Source organism: Mesorhizobium sp. M0185 (assembly GCF_040322175.1).
Lineage (GTDB): Bacteria > Pseudomonadota > Alphaproteobacteria > Rhizobiales > Rhizobiaceae > Mesorhizobium.
In genome coordinates this window covers 20497-37492 of sequence record NZ_JAMYSY010000038.1, presented here as the reverse complement: position 1 = coordinate 37492, position 16996 = coordinate 20497, and the positions used below count along the sequence as shown (strand labels likewise).

At 63.7% G+C, this 16996-nt stretch carries 19 protein-coding genes; 7 read left to right on the top strand and 12 right to left on the bottom strand.

What is annotated here, in order from left to right; genetic code table 11:
• The first annotated feature begins 1 nt into the window (after nucleotide 1).
• Complete coding sequence (locus tag NKJ20_RS24835; RefSeq protein WP_352747672.1) at nucleotides 2-3178, top strand: efflux RND transporter permease subunit; 3177 nt, start codon at nucleotides 2-4, stop codon at nucleotides 3176-3178.
• A 99-nt stretch (nucleotides 3179-3277) separates the two neighbouring features.
• A complete protein-coding gene (locus tag NKJ20_RS24830) occupies nucleotides 3278-3436 on the top strand; it encodes a DUF3309 family protein (protein ID WP_023678456.1) in 159 nt (52 codons plus the stop codon).
• A 53-nt stretch (nucleotides 3437-3489) separates the two neighbouring features.
• Here NKJ20_RS24830 and NKJ20_RS24825 read toward each other — a convergent pair whose 3' ends face one another.
• Complete coding sequence (locus tag NKJ20_RS24825) at nucleotides 3490-4461, bottom strand: SDR family oxidoreductase (RefSeq protein ID WP_352745979.1); 972 nt, start codon at nucleotides 4459-4461, stop codon at nucleotides 3490-3492.
• Between the two features lie 93 nt (nucleotides 4462-4554).
• On the opposite strand from NKJ20_RS24825, the gene NKJ20_RS24820 reads away from it, so the two are divergent.
• On the top strand, nucleotides 4555-5466 hold the full coding sequence (locus NKJ20_RS24820) for a LysR family transcriptional regulator (RefSeq protein WP_352745982.1): 912 nt from the start codon (nucleotides 4555-4557) through the stop codon (nucleotides 5464-5466).
• Here NKJ20_RS24820 and NKJ20_RS24815 read toward each other — a convergent pair.
• The 4 genes from NKJ20_RS24815 to NKJ20_RS24800 all read right to left on the bottom strand — a co-directional run bounded on the left by NKJ20_RS24815 (nucleotide 5424) and on the right by NKJ20_RS24800 (nucleotide 8355).
• The gene (locus NKJ20_RS24815) at nucleotides 5424-6605 is read right to left on the bottom strand and encodes an MFS transporter (protein WP_352747668.1); all 1182 of its coding nucleotides are present in this window, start codon (nucleotides 6603-6605) and stop codon (nucleotides 5424-5426) included. The genes NKJ20_RS24820 and NKJ20_RS24815 overlap by 43 nt on opposite strands.
• Before the next feature lie 146 nt (nucleotides 6606-6751).
• Nucleotides 6752-7213 carry a cupin domain-containing protein gene (locus tag NKJ20_RS24810; RefSeq protein WP_352452498.1) on the bottom strand — a complete coding sequence of 154 codons (462 nt, stop codon included), beginning with the start codon at nucleotides 7211-7213 and terminating at the stop codon, nucleotides 6752-6754.
• A 9-nt stretch (nucleotides 7214-7222) separates the two neighbouring features.
• Nucleotides 7223-7531: a DUF1244 domain-containing protein gene (locus NKJ20_RS24805; RefSeq protein ID WP_352747666.1), complete on the bottom strand. Its 309-nt coding sequence runs from the start codon at nucleotides 7529-7531 to the stop codon at nucleotides 7223-7225.
• A gap of 26 nt (nucleotides 7532-7557) precedes the next feature.
• Nucleotides 7558-8355, bottom strand: a complete 798-nt coding sequence (locus NKJ20_RS24800; protein WP_352747663.1) for an N-formylglutamate amidohydrolase — start codon at nucleotides 8353-8355, stop codon at nucleotides 7558-7560.
• A gap of 286 nt (nucleotides 8356-8641) precedes the next feature.
• On the opposite strand from NKJ20_RS24800, the gene NKJ20_RS24795 reads away from it, so the two are divergent.
• The 3 genes from NKJ20_RS24795 (at nucleotide 8642) to NKJ20_RS24785 (ending at nucleotide 11813) form a co-directional block, all read left to right on the top strand.
• Entirely contained in the window at nucleotides 8642-9088 is a 447-nt protein-coding gene (locus tag NKJ20_RS24795) for a DUF1036 domain-containing protein (RefSeq protein WP_473505739.1), read from the top strand.
• On the top strand, nucleotides 9085-10515 hold the full coding sequence (gene pyk / locus NKJ20_RS24790) for a pyruvate kinase (RefSeq protein ID WP_352452495.1): 1431 nt from the start codon (nucleotides 9085-9087) through the stop codon (nucleotides 10513-10515). The genes NKJ20_RS24795 and pyk overlap by 4 nt, the downstream gene beginning before the upstream one ends.
• A 215-nt stretch (nucleotides 10516-10730) precedes the next feature.
• Nucleotides 10731-11813, top strand: coding sequence for an NAD(P)H-dependent flavin oxidoreductase (locus NKJ20_RS24785; RefSeq protein ID WP_352747660.1), 1083 nt, complete (start codon nucleotides 10731-10733; stop codon nucleotides 11811-11813).
• Nucleotides 11814-11946: 133 nt separating this feature from the next.
• Here the strand turns inward: NKJ20_RS24785 and NKJ20_RS24780 are convergent, their stop codons facing one another.
• On the bottom strand, nucleotides 11947-12546 hold the full coding sequence (locus NKJ20_RS24780) for a tetratricopeptide repeat protein (RefSeq protein ID WP_352747657.1): 600 nt from the start codon (nucleotides 12544-12546) through the stop codon (nucleotides 11947-11949).
• Nucleotides 12547-12640: 94 nt separating this feature from the next.
• Nucleotides 12641-12766 carry a type B 50S ribosomal protein L36 gene (gene ykgO / locus NKJ20_RS24775; protein WP_006203764.1) on the bottom strand — a complete coding sequence of 42 codons (126 nt, stop codon included), beginning with the start codon at nucleotides 12764-12766 and terminating at the stop codon, nucleotides 12641-12643.
• A gap of 235 nt (nucleotides 12767-13001) precedes the next feature.
• On the opposite strand from ykgO, the gene NKJ20_RS24770 reads away from it, so the two are divergent.
• Nucleotides 13002-13424 (top strand): lysozyme inhibitor LprI family protein, encoded by a 423-nt coding sequence (locus NKJ20_RS24770; protein ID WP_352454859.1) that lies wholly within the window; start codon nucleotides 13002-13004, stop codon nucleotides 13422-13424.
• A gap of 92 nt (nucleotides 13425-13516) precedes the next feature.
• Here the strand turns inward: NKJ20_RS24770 and NKJ20_RS24765 are convergent, their stop codons facing one another.
• The 5 genes from NKJ20_RS24765 to NKJ20_RS24745 form a co-directional block, all read right to left on the bottom strand.
• On the bottom strand, nucleotides 13517-14593 hold the full coding sequence (locus NKJ20_RS24765) for a 5-(carboxyamino)imidazole ribonucleotide synthase (protein WP_352747654.1): 1077 nt from the start codon (nucleotides 14591-14593) through the stop codon (nucleotides 13517-13519).
• Entirely contained in the window at nucleotides 14590-15087 is a 498-nt protein-coding gene (gene purE / locus NKJ20_RS24760) for a 5-(carboxyamino)imidazole ribonucleotide mutase (protein WP_023678468.1), read from the bottom strand. Before purE ends, NKJ20_RS24765 begins: the two co-directional genes overlap by 4 nt.
• Nucleotides 15088-15211: 124 nt before the next feature.
• Entirely contained in the window at nucleotides 15212-16060 is an 849-nt protein-coding gene (locus NKJ20_RS24755; RefSeq protein ID WP_352747652.1) for an anti-sigma factor family protein, read from the bottom strand.
• Nucleotides 16057-16617: a sigma-70 family RNA polymerase sigma factor gene (locus NKJ20_RS24750; protein WP_352817726.1), complete on the bottom strand. Its 561-nt coding sequence runs from the start codon at nucleotides 16615-16617 to the stop codon at nucleotides 16057-16059. Before NKJ20_RS24750 ends, NKJ20_RS24755 begins: the two co-directional genes overlap by 4 nt.
• Before the next feature lie 25 nt (nucleotides 16618-16642).
• A complete protein-coding gene (locus NKJ20_RS24745) occupies nucleotides 16643-16990 on the bottom strand; it encodes a cupredoxin domain-containing protein (RefSeq protein WP_352747649.1) in 348 nt (115 codons plus the stop codon).
• Nucleotides 16991-16996: the final 6 nt, after the last annotated feature.

Below are 16996 nucleotides of genomic sequence, written 5' to 3'. Positions count from 1 at the left end.
CATGGACATCGTCAAACTTGCTATCAGCAATGCCCGGCTGACCATTGCGGTCCTGGTCTTTCTCATTCTTGCCGGTGCGGTCGCCTACCAGTCGACGCCGAAGGAAGCGGAACCCGACGTTCCGATTCCGATGATGTATGTCAGCCTGATCTACCAGGGTATCTCGCCGGAAGACTCCGAACGCCTCCTGCTGCGGCCGATGGAAGCCAAGCTGAAGAGCCTGAAGGGCCTGAAGGAGATGCGGTCGGCCGCCTTCCAGGGCGGCGGTTATGTGCTGGTCGAATTCCAGCCACAGACGGACCTCGCCACCGCGCTGCAGGACACACGCAGCAAGGTGCAGGACGGCAAGGCCGACCTGCCGCAAGCGGCTGAGGAGCCCGTGGTCTCCGAGGTCAACATCTCCGAGTTCCCCGTCCTGGTCGTGACGCTGTCGGGCGAGGTGCCCGAGCGCGTGCTGACGGCGGCGGCGCGCGAGCTGCGCGACCGCATCGAGGAAGTGCCTGGCGTGCTCGAGGGCTCGCTGCAGGGTGCGCGCGACGACCTCGTCGAAGTGGTCATCGATCCGATGAAGCTGTCTTCCTACGGGCTGCAGCTCGACCAGTTGATCGGTGCGGTCGGCGCTTCCAACAGTCTTGTCGCCGCCGGCAACATCGAAGGATCCGAGGGCAAATACGCGGTCAAGGTGCCGTCGCTTATCGAGACGCCAGAGGATGTGGCGGCGCTGCCGGTCGTCGCCGGCCCCAATGCGGTGGTGCAGGCCAAGGACATCGCCACCATCCGCTCGACCTTCAAGGACGCCGAGACGGTTACCCGCCTCGACGGCAAGCCGGCGATCGCCATCGAGGTGAAGAAGCGCATCGGCTCCAACCTGATCGATACGATTGGCAAGGTCAGGGAGGTGTCCGACGCCTTCATCAAGACGATGCCGGAGGGCATGCACGTCACCTACACGCAAGACAAGTCCGTCTTCGTGAACCAGTTGCTCGGCGATTTGCAGAACCACGTGATGATCGCCGTGATCCTGGTGTTCATCGTCATTCTCTACGCGCTGTCTGGCCGTGCCTCGTTGCTGATCGGATTGGCCATCCCCTCGTCCTTCCTGATCGGCATCCTGTTGCTGGCAATGATGGGCTACACGATCAACATGATCGTGCTGTTCAGCCTCATCCTGGCGGTCGGCATGCTGGTCGACGACGCCATCATCGTCACCGAATTCGCCGAGCGACGCATGAGCGAGGGCATGCCGAAGGAGCAAGCGTTCGCGCTTGCCGCCAAGCGCATGGCCGGCCCGGTCATCGCGGCGACGATGACGCGCATTGCCGCCTTCTCGCCGCTGCTGTTCTGGCCGGGCATTATCGGCGACTTCATGAAATACATGCCGATCACGCTGATCGTGACGCTCTCGGCCTCGATGCTCTATGCGCTGGTCTTCGCGCCGACGCTGGGCGCGATATTTGCCAAGGCGCCGGCCCATCACCCCGACGACAATCGCGACGGCTGGTACATGGCCGTGGTCAAGCAGGCGGTGCATTATCCCATCACCGTGCTTGTCCTCACTGTGGCGCTGTTGTTCGGCGTCGGCTACGCCTATTCGAAATTCGGCGCCGGCGTCGAATTCTTCCCGAATGTCGAGCCTGACTACGGCCTGCTCTATGTCCACGCCCGCGGCAATCTTTCGCTTGCCGAAATGGACGCGGCCACCAAGACCGCGGAAAATCGGCTGCTCGGTTGGCCGGGCGTGAAGTCTGTCTATACCCGTGTCGGCAAGACGCAGAGCGGCGGCCAGGATGTTCCGGAAGACGTGGTTGGCGTGATCCAGTACGAATTCGTCGACTGGCGCGAGCGTAAATCGGCGAACTCAATCCTGGACGAACTGCGCGGCGTTATGGCCGGCATTCCCGGCGTCGACGTCGAGGTTCGCGTGCCGGAAGCCGGCCCGCCTACCGGCAAGCCGATCCAGATCAGGCTTTCGGCCGTCGATCCGAAGGGCCTTGACGACAAGGCCCGCGCCGTCGCCGCGCGCATTGCCAAGGTGCCCGGCGTCATCGATATTTCCGACGGTCTGGCGCCGCCCGGCGTCGACTGGGCGCTCGAGGTCGATCGCGCCAAGGCGGCGCAGTACGGCATCAGCCCGACCGCGGTCGGGACGGTGGTGCAACTGGTGACCAACGGGCTGAAGCTCAGCGAGTACCGGCCCGCCGGCGCCGACGATGCAGTCGACATCAGGCTGCGCCTGCCCGAGGATCGGCGCACGCTGTCGACGCTCGACGAACTCAGGGTGCAGACCGCGCAAGGCTCGGTGCCGATCTCGAACTTCGTCGTGCGCAAGCCGGAGCCGACGGTCGGTATCCTCAACCGCATCGACGGTGCGCGAACGGTCGTCGTCCAGGCCAACGTCGCTGCCGGCGCCCAGGTGGCTGCCGTCCAGCAGGAGGTCACCAAAGCTGTCGCCGACATGAACCTCGGCAGCGGCATTCGCTGGAAGCTTGCCGGTTCGAATGAGGACAGCGCAGAGGCCGGCGCCTTCCTCAGCAAAGCCTTCGGTGCGGCGATCTTCCTGATCTTCATCGTGCTTCTGGCGCAGTTCAACAAGTTCACCAGCGTCTGGCTGGTGCTGTCCTGCGTGGTCATGGCGACGATCGGCGTGTTCCTCGGGCTGCTGCTGACGGGAGAGGCATTCGGCATCGTCATGTCGGGCATCGGTGTCATCGCGCTGGCCGGGGTGGTGGTGAACAACAACATCGTGCTGATCGACACCTATGACCGGTTGCGCGAAGAGGGCTGGGACAAATACGAAGCCGTTCTACAGACCTGCCGCGAACGTGCCCGTCCGGTGGTGCTGACGGCGGTGTCGGCGATCCTCGGCGTGCTGCCGATTGCTTTCGGCCTCGGCCTCGAAATCTTCCATCACGAGACGACGATCAACGCGCCGTCGACGCAATGGTGGATTTCGCTGTCTTCGGCGATCGTCTTCGGGCTGTCCTTCGCCACCGTGCTGACGCTGGTGGTGACGCCGTCGATGCTGATGGTGTTCACTCGCGCCAAGGTCAAACCCGGTGCGCGTCGTGGCTGGTTCAGTCGCCTGTTGGGGCGTCGAAAGGCCGAAATCCCGTCGAAAGGCCTGGACGCCGATCTGGGTGCCGAACCGGCGATCGCCTTCCCGAAGGCCGCCGAATAGAGTCCGGATCGCCGTCCTGATCAAGCAAAGGCCGCCCGGGAACAATGGGCGGCCTTCTGCATTGTTCCGTCATTGCAACCTCAAAGCGAGGATTTTCAGATGACGATCAGCACCATTCTCATCATTATCCTTATTCTTATTCTGATCGGCGCGGTTCCGGCATGGCCGCATTCCCGGTCCTGGGGTTACGGACCATCCGGCATCGTCGGCGTCATCCTGATCGTTGTCCTGGTGCTGCTGTTGATGGGCCGGATCTGAGCGCAACCTTCCTCCCGAACAGCGGCGGATGACCATCAGGCCATCCGCCTTTTTTAAGTTCCTTGTTGGGCAGCTTTTTGCGTCGTCTTGATCGTGGCGATGCCGATATCCTCAAGCGCTTCCGACACTGCATTTTCCAGCGGCGTGTGCGGGATCGTACCGATCACGCTTTCCAGCCTGCCTGAAACCAGCCGGTGCGGCTCGAAGCGGAGATAGGACATCGAAACGATCTCGCGCCACATCGCCACGAACGGGCTGCCGGCGCGCAGCACCCACCACGGCATCGACGTCAGTTTCAGCGAGCGCCCGAGCGCCTTCTCGGCGGCCGCCTTGAGCTGCAGGTCGGTCACCGCATGGCCAGGAAAGTTCAGCGCCTCGTAGAAGCCGAGCTTGTCGAGATTGTCAGCCAGCCCGACGAAGGTCTTGGCCAGGTCGGGTAAATAGGCCCATTCATGCACGAGATCGACCGGCCCTGGGGCGGTATAGACGCCCTTGGTCATCTTGGCGGCAACAACCAGATCGAACCACGATCCGCTGCCGGTGCCGCCGAAGAAATCACCAGCGCGCAGCAGGATCGTGCGCACTCGACCTGCATCAGCCTCGCGGCGAAACAGGTCCTCCATGGCGACGCGGATACGGCCCTTTTCCGTCGTCGGGCGAAACGGCGTGTCTTCGGCGATCACCGCCGGCATTTGCGAGCCGTAATTGTAGACGGTGCCCGGGAAGAGATGCAGCGCGCCGTTCGCCCGGCAGGCAGCCATCACATTCTCGGCCATCGGCAGGCATTTGCTCCAGTCGGTGTAGAGCGGGTTGAGGCCGTTGAAAATGATATCGACGCTTTCGGTCGCGCGGATCAGCGCAGCACGGTCGAGCGCGTCGCCGGCGATCGCCGTAGCGCCTTTGAGCTCGGCCGGCACCTTGCCGCTGCGGGTGACAGCGCGGACGTCGTAGCCGGCATCGATGAAGGCCTTGGCGACCGTGCGGCCGAGGCGGCCATTGGCGCCGAGAATTGCGATCGTGGTCATTGTTCGTCTCCGTGTTGCGTTACGACGCCAATATTGTCTCTTCGCAAACGAATGAAAATTGACTACGATTGGCGATATGATATTCAATTTTGAATGGATATTGACTGGAACCTGATCAAGAGTTTCGTCACCGTGGCGGAGACCGGCAGCCTGTCGGCGGCCGCACGAAAACTTGCCGCAAGCCAGCCGACGCTCGGCCGCCACATCGCCGAGCTGGAACAGGCGCTCGGCGTCACCCTGTTCCGGCGCGGGCGGCGTGGCTATGCGCTCACGGAAGCGGGCAGCACGCTCTTTGAACGGGGCCGCGCGGTGAGCGAGCAGGCGAGCGCCTTTTCGCTGCTGGCGCTGGGATCGGTCGAGGCGATAGAGGGTACGGTGCGCATTGCCGCCAGCGAAGTGGTGGCGGCCTATGTGCTGCCGGAAATCACAGCGAGGCTTGGGTTCGAGGAGCCGGGCATCGAAGTCGAGATCGTCGCCTCGAACCAGGTCGAGAATCTGCTGCGTCGCGACGCCGATATCGCCATCCGCATGGTCAAGCCGGCGCAGAATGAACTGGTCGCGCGCAAGGTGACCGACATTCCGCTCCGCGCCTGCGCGGCAAAATCCTACCTCGACCGGCGTGGCCGTCCGCGCGAGGCCCGCGATCTTGCCGGCCATGATCTGGTCGGCTTCGACCGCAGCGATGAGATCATTCGCGGCTTCGCCCAGTTCGGCGTCCCGCTCGCCCGCAATGCCTTCCGCTTCAGGACCGATAATCAGATCGTGCTGTGGGAAGCGGTGCGGGCGGGAAACGGCATCGGCTTTGGCCAGGAGCCGCTCGCCGACCGTGATCCGCTGGTCGAGACAGTGCTGCCGGGTCTCCCGCTGCCGACGCTGCCGGTGTGGCTGGCCATGCATCGCGACGTGCGCACCAGCGTGCGCATCCGCCGCGTGGCGGATTTCCTCTACGAAGAGTTCAAGCGCTATTCGGCCGGTGCGGGCTCGGCAGCGAATTCGGCGCGGTGAGCGAGGCCGGCCATCAACAGCACGACGACCAGCAGCCCGGACAGAGCGACCAAGATCGGGCCGAAGCTCGAGTGCTCGGCGATGAAGCCAATCGCCGACGGCGCCACCAGAATGCCTGAGTAACCCATTGTGGTGACGACGCTCATGCCGGTGCCGGACGCCATGCCCTCCTGGTTGCCGGCGGCCGAAAAGATGATCGGCACCATGTTGGCAATGCCGAGGCCGCAGAAGGCAAAGGCGGCAATGGCCAGCCAAGGCGAGGGAGCCAGCCCGGCCACCAGCATGCCGGCAGCAGCGGCAAGGGCCGAGGCGCGCAACGTCGTAACGGCACCGAAACGGTTGCGGACGCCATCGCCGAGAAAGCGCATGATGGCCATGACTCCGGAAAAGGCGGCATAGGCCAGGCCTGCGATGGCAAGATCGGCGCCGAGCTCCTGCCTGAGATACAGCGCCGCCCAGTCGAGTACCGCACCTTCGGAGATCATCGTCAGCAGCGCCATCAGCCCAACCAGATAGACCAGCGGGTTTGCCGGCAGCGCGAATTTGTGGTGCTCGGCGACCGGGTGCTTGTCCTCGGCGATCAGGTAGCGGACCGCTACAGCGATTACGGCAAAGGCAAGAGCCGTCACCACTGTCGCATGGGCGAGGTGACCGTAGTTCTGGATGGCGAAACCGCCCAAAGCGCCGCCAGCGAAACCGCCAAGGCTCCAGAAGCCGTGCGAGGACGACATGATGGCACGGGACAGCCGCCGTTCGACTGCCACTGCATTGGCATTCATGGCGACGTCCATTCCGCCGATCGAACCGCCGAAGATGAACATGGCGACGGCCGCAAGGGGCACGTTGGGGGCCAGAGCCACAACCAAAAGGCCGAAGCTGCCGGCAAGTCCGAACCAGCGCAGCACCGTGCGCGAGCCATGCTTCGAGATCAGATGGCCGCACCAGGTCATGGCGGTGACGGCGCCGGCACCGAACAACAGAATCAGCAAGCCGAGCGTGAACTTCGAAATGTCGAGTCGCGTCAGGAACACCGGGATCTGCGGCGCCCAACTGCCGGTCAAAAAGCCGTTGGCGAGGAAGATGCCGGCCACTGCCCAGCGTCCACGAATCGCGATCTGCGTGATTTTCTGCGCGTCCATCGGGTAGAATCCGGTCCGGAAATGGCGTTGCGCGGCAAATTAGATCGATTCAATTCACAGTCAAGCGCTCTTCGCCGAAAGTGCTTGGACCAGACGCTACGTCCTCTCGCGTCGGCCAACCATCTCGGCGGTCCACTCCGAAATCCCTACGGCTCGGGATAAGGCGCGCCATCCTTGTGCACAAACCGGCCGTCAGCGTTGGTGCTCATCATGTCGATGTCGGAGCAGGTGGCGACGTCGTCGGGCCAGCGCGAACCGACTTCGAGATAGATCGCCATCGCGCCCGATTTATTGATCATGTGATGGCCGTTGCCTGATCCTTTCGGAAAGGCCGCGCAATCACCGGCGCGCAGCACCGTCTCGCCGGCATCTTCGACGAGCGTCAGCTCGCCTTCAAGCACGTAGACGAATTCGTCTTCGTGCGAATGCCAGTGGCGCTGGCTCGACCAGTTGCCCGGCGGCAGGCGCATGAGATTGATGCCGAAGTCGGTGAGCCCGCCTGCGTTGCCTAGCCGCTGCCGCACGCGTTCGGCACAGGGTGCATCGAACGGCGGTGGATAGGATGAGCCCTTGCGTCCGGGCACGTCGGCAACGTCAATCTTAGGCACGGCGTCCCCCTAGTGATCCCTAGGGCGTCTTGCCTCGAACTCGGCCTTCTTGGCGTCGGAGGCCTCGATCTGGTTCCGTGCCTGCCACTCGGCATAGGGCATGCCGTAGATGATCTCGCGCGACCGGTCCTTGCTGAGTTCGACACCTTCGGCTTGCGCCGCATCGCGGTACCAGTTGGACAGGCAGTTGCGGCAGAAGCCGGCGAGGTTCATCAAGTCGATGTTCTGTACGTCGGAACGCTCGCGCAGATGCGCGACCAGCCGGCGGAAGGCAGCGGCTTCGAAATCGCGCTTTTGTTCGTCGCTGAGTTCGGTCATGTCATGTTGGCCTCCCTTGGGCCTCATCATACCGGCCCGGTGCGAGAGCCGAATATTTTCACCGCATGTATATCGGCACGTCGATCTATCGCGTCAACGATCAGCGCCAGCCGTTCGGCCCAGGCGAGGGCACCCTTGCGGTCGGCGATCAGGTCCTGGCGGACCTCGAGCAGCGCATGGGCAAAGCCGTTGACGATGGCGTGCCTGAACATGGTATCGCCGCGCAGTGCGCCGTCATAGGGTTCGTTGTCGCCGACGATGAGGCTCTTGTCCTCGGCGAGCATGTCGATCAGCGGCCGCGCAACGCGGTCGTCCAGGTCCCACAATATGCCGACGTGCCACGGCCGCACGAATCCCTGCATGGTCGGTGTGAAGGAATGCACCGAAAAGATGAAGGGTGCCTGCGCGGATGCTCGCGCCACAGAGGCGATCATGGCGCCGACGGCATCATGATAGGGGCGGTAAAAGCGGTCCAGCCGCCTTTCGCGCTCCTCCGGCGCGATGGGGTAATTTCCCGGGATGACGGTTCCGTCATAGAGCTGCCGAATCAGTGTTGGATCGTCCTCGCCGCGATTGGGGTCGATCAGCAGTCGCGAAAAATTGGCAAGCACCGCCGGAACGCCGAGCAGACTTGCGAGTTCGCGGGTTACAGTCTCGACGCCGATGTCGTAGGCGATGTGGCGGTCGAACTCCGCCGCCGGCAGGCCGAGACTGCCATACTCCTCCGGCAGGTCGCGGCGGGCGTGATCGGCCAGAAGCACCATGCCGCGCTTGCGATCGCCTTCGACTATATCGAAAGGCGCGAAAACTGTGGATCGGGTCATTGGCGGGAAAGGTCTGTTCGCTGGCTTTCGGGGAGGGTGGTATCGTCATTCCACGAAGAGAACGCTTGCGCAATGCCGTTGTTTGGCCACGGTTTCTGCCAAAAAACTGAGCAGGGGCGACCGCAAGCGCGCCAGAGCCTTCTAAATCGATTGGAATTGGACAGATCGGCGCGTTGACATGCGTACGGACTTTTCCGAAAAGGGGCGTTGAGAGATGCAAATGTGGTTCTTGAGGGGTTTCAGGATGGGTTTCGCCGGCAGGCTGCGTGTGCGCCACGCCTTGGCCATGCCGCTCCTGATACCGGCCATGGGCCTTTTCGCGGTGATTTCGGCCTCGCCGGCACGGGCCGATTTCCGGGTCTGCAACGCCACGCAGAACCTGGTCGGTGTCGGCATCGGCTATCGCGCCAAGGCCGGCTGGATCACCGAAGGCTGGTGGCACATCGAAGGATCGAGCTGCAAGACGCTGATCGAGGGACCGTTGTCATCAAGGTTTTACTATCTTTATGCAGAAGACGCCGAGCGCGGCGGACGCTGGGATGGCCCGATCAACATGTGCGTGGCCGAAAAAGAGTTCAAGATCGCCGGCGTTACCGATTGCGTCGCCCGGGGCTTTCAGCGCGCCGGATTCCAGGAATATGACACGGGCGAGCAGGCAAGCTGGATGGTCCAGCTGACTGACGAGCCCGCAACGGATGGCGCTCCAGCCGCCCCGGGAACAAACAGTCAATGAGACGCAGCCGCAAGGTCAAGATCCTCGCCACCATCGGTCCGGCCTCCTCGTCCGAGGAGATGCTGAAGAAGCTGTTCGAAGCCGGCGCCGACGTGTTCCGCATCAATATGAGCCACACCGACCATGAATTGATGCGTACGCTTGTCGGCCGCATTCGTGCCGTCGAGGAGGCGGTCGGCCGGCCGATCGGCGTTCTCGCCGACCTGCAAGGGCCAAAGCTGCGCGTCGGCAAGTTCGCCAACGGCAAAGAGGTGCTGACCGTCGGTCAGACCTTCACGCTCGACGACAATCCCGAGCCCGGCAATTCGACGAGGGTCTACCTGCCGCATCCCGAAATCCTGCGTTCGGTCGAGGCTGGTCATCGCCTGCTGATCGACGACGGCAAGCTCGAGCTCAAGGCGGTCAGCAGCAACGGCAAGGCGATCGTCTGCACCGTCGTCGCCGGCACCACCATTTCCGACAAGAAGGGCGTCAGCCTGCCCGACACCGACCTGCCGGTCGGCGCGCTGACGGAAAAGGACCGCCGGGATCTCGACGCGGTTCTGGCGACCGGCGTCGACTGGGTGGCGCTGTCCTTCGTGCAGCGGCCCGAGGACCTGGCCGAGGCGCGCAAGATCGCACGCGGCCGGGCACTGATCATGGCCAAGATCGAAAAGCCGCAGGCCGTCGCCCGGCTGGCCGAGATCATCGAGCTTTCGGATGCGCTGATGGTCGCCCGCGGCGATCTCGGCGTCGAGATGCCTCTCGAAGCCGTGCCTGGCATTCAGAAGCAGATCACCCGCGCCGCCCGCCGCGCCGGCAAGCCTGTGGTAGTTGCCACGCAGATGCTGGAATCGATGATCACCGCGCCGGTGCCGACCCGCGCCGAAGTCTCGGACGTCTCGATCGCCGTGTTTGAAGGCGCCGACGCGATCATGCTTTCGGCGGAGTCCGCCGCCGGCGCCTACCCGGTCGAAGCGGTGGCGATGATGAACCGGATCGCCACCAAGGTCGAAACCGACCCGACCTATGCCGGCATCATCAACGCGCAGCGCTCGGAACCGGAAGCGACCGGCGCCGACGCGATCTCGCTCGCCGCCCGCGAAATAGCCGAGACGCTGAAGCTGTCAGCGATCATCACCTATACCGCGTCCGGCACGACCGGCTTGCGCGCCGCGCGCGAGCGGCCGCAAGTGCCGATCGTGGCGCTGTCGCCGATCCTCAACACGGCGCGGCGGCTGTCGCTGTTGTGGGGCACGCATTGCGTCGTTTCCCCCGACGCCATCGACCTCGACGACATGGTCGACCGCGCCTGCCGCATCGCCTTCGATGAAGGTTTCGGCAAGCCGGGCGACCGCGTCATCATCACGGCCGGCGTGCCGCTGAGGACGCCGGGCTCGACCAACATGTTGCGCATCGCCTATGTCGGATCGGAAGTCGGCCGCTAATGTCGGCCGCGGCTGCCGGATAGGCCGGCTGCATCGCGCGTCGTAAACACGGCGCCAGCCGGGCGCATCGACGGCAGTCGGGTTAGGATAGACGCCGAATTCCGCCAGCTTGCATCAGCCTGTGGCCGGCCGTGAAGCGGTTCGAATGCCCTATCCGACTTGAGCTGGAAGTCAGTTAAGGTAATCTCTCCTGGGAGAAAGAGGAGGGTGATCCAATGTGGATGCGCACTGATCTTCTGGAACTCCTCGGCATAGAGCACCCGATAATCCAGGCGCCGATGAGCGGCATCACCACGCCGGAACTGGCGGCGGCAGTCAGCAATGCCGGGGCGCTTGGCTCGCTCGGATGCGGCATTCTGCCTGCGGCGGCTATCCGCGAGCAGCTCACGGCGACACAGCACGCCACCAATCGTCCGATCAACGTCAACTTCTTTGCGCACCCGGCGCCGATACACGATGATGCGGCAGCCCAAAGTATGCGAGACCGCCTTCGCGGCTGCTATGAGGAGGTCGGCCTCGGACCGGTGCCCGAGCCGGGCGAGCCCTTCCCCACCTTCGATCGTGAGCGTCTCGAAATTGTGCTCGAGCTGCGCCCCAAGGTGGTCAGCTTCCACTTCGGTCTACCCGACACCGCAATTGTGCAGCAGTTGAAGACGGCCGGCTGTACTGTCTTATGTTCGGCCACCACCGTCTCGGAAGCGCGCCAGCTTGAGGCAGGAGGGGTGGACGCCATTATCGCCCAGGGATACGAGGCGGGTGGGCATCGCGGCACATTCACTGGCGACCCTGCTATCGGCACAGCCGGCACTGTGGCACTCGTACCGCAGATTGTTGATGCCGTGCGGGTGCCTGTAATTGCCGCTGGCGGTATCTTCGACGGTCGCGGCATTGCTGCCAGCTTTGCACTTGGTGCATCTGGTGTGCAGATCGGCACGGCTTTCCTGGCCTGTCCTGAAGCCAATGTGCAGCCAGTCTATCGCGAAGCATTGCGCTCGGCCAACGACGAGAGCACGTCGGTGACTCGCTGCTTCACTGGCCGCCCAGCGCGCGTGGTGCGCAACCGGTTTGTGATGGAAATGGCTGGTGAGGAAGATGCAGCGTTGGCGTTTCCGCTGCAGGCGAGTCTGGTCATGCCGCTTTCGATGGCAAAGGATGAAAGCAAGCGGGCTGACTTCTTGCCTATTTGGGCCGGGCAGGGCGTCGCGAAGCTGCGGGAGATGCCGGCCGCCGCCCTTGTGGAGAAACTCGTCACGGAAGCAAACGGCATAGATCGGGCCTATAGGGGAGTAGGGGAGTAGGGGAGTAGGGGAGTAGGGGAGTAGGGGAGTAGGGGAGTAGGGGAGTAGGGGAGTAGGGGCATGCGTTCCACAGTGCAATCTACACCACTCACATACTGCATTACTCCCCTATTCCCCTATTCCCTTACTGGTCTCAAATGCCTTCGCCGGCAAGCTCCTCGGAAAGTGCGGCGACCTGGTCCTGGGCGCTGCGCATCATTGGGTAGATGGCGAGCACGCGCTGCCAGGCCTCAAGTGCCGACTGCTTGTGGCCGGTTTCGGCCATGATCTGAGCCACGCCCGAAAGCGCGCCGAAATGGCGTGGTTCGAGCTGCAGAGTGCGGTCGATGTCCGCCATCGACTTCCCGTAGTTCTTCATCATGAAATGAACAGTGGCGCGCCGGTTCCAGCCTTCCGCATAGGTCGGCTGCAAAGTCACCACCTGATCGAGGAAATCGAGTGCAACATCGAATTTCTGGGTTTCGATCGCCTTCTGCGACCATTGCATCATCAGGTCGATAGAGGCGCTGCCCGACTGGGACCACTCGCTGCCGATCCGTCCGGCGATGCGCTCGGCGGCCTTTTCATTGCGTTCGCGCTTGAGATCGGCAAACAGCTGATCGAGCCGCGCCTGTTTCGTCTTGACGACCGGAGGTGCTGCCGGCGGAGTTGTGGTCGGATCTTCAGCCCACGCCGGCAGCGAGACAGCGCCGGAAACGAGGAAAGCCGTGAAAAATGCAAAAAGAATCCGCATCGCGGGAATCTAGCCCCCGACGCCGGATCGTCAAACTGAATTTAGCGTGAGAGGCGTATCATGCGAACGGAGGCGCGCAGCCTCCGTCGAAAACTCAACCCTGGCGCGCCTTGTAGCGCGGCGCGGTCTTGTTGATGATGTAGATGCGGCCCTTGCGACGAACCAGCTGGTTGTCGCGGTGACGCGCCTTCAACGCCTTGAGCGAATTCTTGATTTTCATGGTCTTGCCCGTCGGTCTGGGCCCGGTCACGGGCCGAATTATTAAGGCGCGCCCACAGACGCGCCTTTGAACTGTGCGTGGCTCATAGACGAGGAGCGTTGCCCGTGTCAACCGCAAGCGCGTTGCCTAAACGATACGGACCGTTTCGTATCATCAAATATCCGCCACTGGCGTCTTGCGGCGTTGCGCAGGGTTGAGACGGCTGGAATGATGCGGTTGCGAATTGGAGATCGTCATGCGCCGAATTCTTGTGTCCGCCTGTCTTGTCGTCCTCGCGGCAGGTTCTGTTGCCTATGCGCAGGAATGCGACCGCAACGACGACAGCCAGCAGATGATGAACATCTGCGCCGACGCGGACTACAAATCCGCCGACGCCAAGCTCAACAAGGCCTACCAGGATCTCATCGGCGGAAGTGACGCAAAAGCCAGGAAGCTGTTGCAGACGGCGCAGCGCGCCTGGATCGCTTTTCGCGACGCGGAATGCAGCTATTCCGCCGCGGACAGCGAAGGCGGCTCGATCTATCCGATGCTGATATCGGAATGCCTGACGCGGCTGACCGACGATCGCACCAAACAGCTCACCGCCGATTCGACCTGCGCGGAAGGCGATGTGAGCTGCGCCAGCCCCGACGAGGACGAGAGCGGCGAAATCCAGTAAGCGTAGGTTCTAACTTTGTGTTTGAGCATGATCTTTTCCGAAAACCGGATTCCACTTTTCGCTAGCGCGGACCTTCGGTTCGGGATCATGCTCTAGCTGCGGCGGCTCACGCGCGTAAAATGGCCCATCTTGCGGCCGGGCCGCGCCTCGGCCTTGCCATAGAGGTGCAGCATCAGATCGGGCTCGGCGAGCAGATCAGGAACGCGCCTGACATCGTCGCCGATCAGGTTTTCCATGACGCAGTCGAACTGCCGGGCGGGACTTCCCAGCGGCAGGCCGGCGACGGCTCGAATATGCTGTTCGAATTGCGAGATGGTGCAGGCGGCCTCCGTCCAGTGGCCGGAATTATGGACGCGCGGCGCGATCTCGTTGGCCAGCAGCGAACCGTCGGCAAGGACAAAGAATTCGACGCCGATGACACCGACATAGTCGAGCGCCGCGAGTATCTCGGCCGCCGCCGCTTGAGCCGCAGCCGCCGTCTCGGACTTCACCCCGGCCGGCAGCGTCGAGCTGTGCAGAATACCGTTGCGATGGACATTCCAGGCCGGATCGTAGGCGGCGAGCGAGCCGTCGCTGCCGCGGGCGGCGATCACCGAAATCTCGCGCTCGAAGGTGACGAAGGATTCCAGGATCAACGGCACGTTGCCCATCGCCTCGCAAGTGCCGGCAAAGCCGCCTGTTTCCATGTTGCGGAAGACACGCTGGCCCTTGCCGTCATAGCCCATGCGGCGCGTCTTCAATATGCCGCTGCCGTTGAACTGTTTCAGCGCAGCCGTCAGTTCCTCGTCATTGTCGACGGGGCTGAAATCCGCGGTCGGTATGCCAATGCCGTTGAGGAATTTCTTTTCCGCCAGCCGGTCCTGCGCTACTTCCAGTGCGCGTGCCGGCGGATAGACCGGCACCGTAGAGGCAAGTGCCGCGGCGGCCGCGACCGGTACGTTCTCGAATTCATAAGTAACGACGGCACTGGCCGCAGCCAGCTCGCTAAGCGCGGCCGCGTCGTCATAGGCGGCGACGATCTGCCGGTTGGCGACCTGTGCCGCCGGGCAATCCGGCTGCGGCTCCAGCACGACGATGCGGTAGCCGAGGCGGGCCGCGGCCATCGCCAGCATGCGGCCAAGCTGGCCGCCGCCGATGATGCCGATGCTCGATCCCGCCGGCAGGCTCACGGCGCGTCCGTGGGCTCGGCGGCCACCTTGGCGGTCTGCGCGGCGCGCCAGCTATCCAGCCGGGCGGCGAGCTTTTCGTCGCTCAGCGCCAACACCGCGGCGGCCAGAAGGGCAGCATTGGCAGCGCCGGCCTTGCCGATGGCCAAAGTGCCGACCGGAATGCCGGCCGGCATCTGCACGATTGATAGCAGCGAGTCCTGGCCCGACAGCGTCTTCGATTCCACCGGCACGCCGAACACCGGCAGCGGCGTCATCGCCGCCGTCATGCCGGGCAGATGCGCCGCACCACCGGCACCGGCGATGATCACCTTGTAGCCGGCCGCCTTGGCGCCCTTGGCGAAGTCATAGAGCCGGTCGGGCGTGCGGTGGGCCGAGACGATCAGGCGCTTGTGCGGAATTCCAAGCGCCTCAAGCGTTTCGGCGGCGTGGCGCATCGTCGCCCAGTCGGACTGGCTGCCCATGATGATGGCGACGTCGGCGCGGTGATCGTCCAAGCTTCTGCTCTCCGGCGGCAAAAGCGCGCATTAGCTGAAATCGAGGGGAGCCGCAAGGATGGCCGGAAACGGCAAAGCCGCTTGGGCCATCTCCGTGGCTATGCACATGGACAGGGGCGGTCTGTCATCGGGCGGCCGCTGCTCGGAAGCGGTTGACGAAGTCGTCAAGTTCGGGCCGTTCCGTATCGGAAATCGCCCAATAGGAAAAGGCGCCGTCGCTCCAGTGCACCAGCGAGAAGCCACCGGCAGAAAGATCGACCGGCGCGGTTGTCGAGCCGGTTTGCTGTGGCGCGGCGACGAGGGTGATCAGGTGCTCGCGATGGCGGTAGACCAGTGCCGGCACCGGCTGGTCGGCGATCACCTCGACCCGGCCGCCGAGCAATGCGAAGCCGTCATTGGCAAGGTCAGGTGCCGGCGGCGACAGACCGACCCTGCCATCGAGCCAGGGTTTGACCGTATGCCTGTCCGACGAGACGACGTCCACCGGGCTGGCGGCCAGCAGGCTGCGGCGGTGGCCGCTGGCGACCGCGGCGGCAAAGCTGTCGGGCGCCCTGCTCAGCATCATCCATTGCGTCGCGCCGCTGGCCAGCACGGCGGTGACGAGGATCGATGCCGCCATTGCGCGCCAGTCGAACGCGCCGAAGCGGCCCGGCCGCGTTTGGGTTGGCCGCATGTGGGTTGGCACGGTTTGCGGCGGCCGCGTCGGCGCCGGCCGAGCCTGTGCCTCGCCAGTCGCGCCGATCGCCGCGATGCGCGCATTGAGGGCGTCGCTGACCTGTGGCAGCGCCAGCCTGCCGACAGCGGACTGCAGCGCCACGATGCGGGCATGCTCGGCGGCGAGCGCCGGATCGGCGGCAATGCGTCGCTCGACAGCCAATGCTGCTGCTGCGTCGAGCTCGCCATCGACCAAGGCATGGATCATCAGCTCCACGCCCGCCGGGTCATCGGGCAGTCCATCGTTGTGCGCGCTCATGGCGCCCTCCCAAGTTGGGATATCAGCAGACCGCGCGCCCTCGCCAGCCGCGACATCACCGTGCCTAGCGGCACGCCAAGCAGCGTCGCGATCTCGCGATAGCTGAGGCCGTTGATGTCGCGCAGCACCACAGTCTCGCGAAATTGGTGCGGCAGCGCGGCGATCGCCGCCTCGAGTGCGGCCGTGTCGGCCTTGGCGATCAGGCTTGCCTCAGGACTATCCGTATCCGGCAGGCCGGCGCCATATGCAGCCGTCATGTCATCGAGGTCGCTCAGGTCGCCGACGGCGACGATACTGCGCGGCCGGTTGCGCGCCAGCCAGGAGTAAGAGGCGTTGCGCACGATCGCCAGCAGCCAGGCGCGCGCATTGCCGCCGGCATAGCCGGCGATGCCCGCATGCGCCTTCAAACAGGCCTCCTGCACCACATCCTCCGCGTCGGCGGCGTTGCCGGTCAGCCAACGGGCAAGCGCAAGCGCATCGGCGAGATGGGGCAGAACCACCTCGCGAAAGCGCTCGGTCGCGGCCTCTTGGTTCAACACCGTCGCATCGCCCGGCATCCCGGGCAGAACCTTCCGAAAATCCTCACGGAGCGACGGTGATCCTGCCCTGCATGTGCGGGTGAAGCCCGCAGAAATAGGCATAGTCGCCCACTTTGGTGAAGGTGAAGGCATATGTGTCACCGGTGTCAAGCGCCTTGGAGCGAAACGAGGCATCGTTGGCGACCACCAGATGCGGGATGTCGTCGTCATTCTCGAAGGTCACGGTAGTGCCCTGCTTTACCGTCAGCACCGCCGGTGTGAAGGCAAAGTTCTCGATCTTGACCATTGGCTGGTCTGCTGCGTTCAGTGGCATGGCAACCATTGTCAGGATCGCCGCCAAACCGAACGTGACAGGGGATACGACCAAGACGCGGGATGGGAAGCGGATCATCGCATT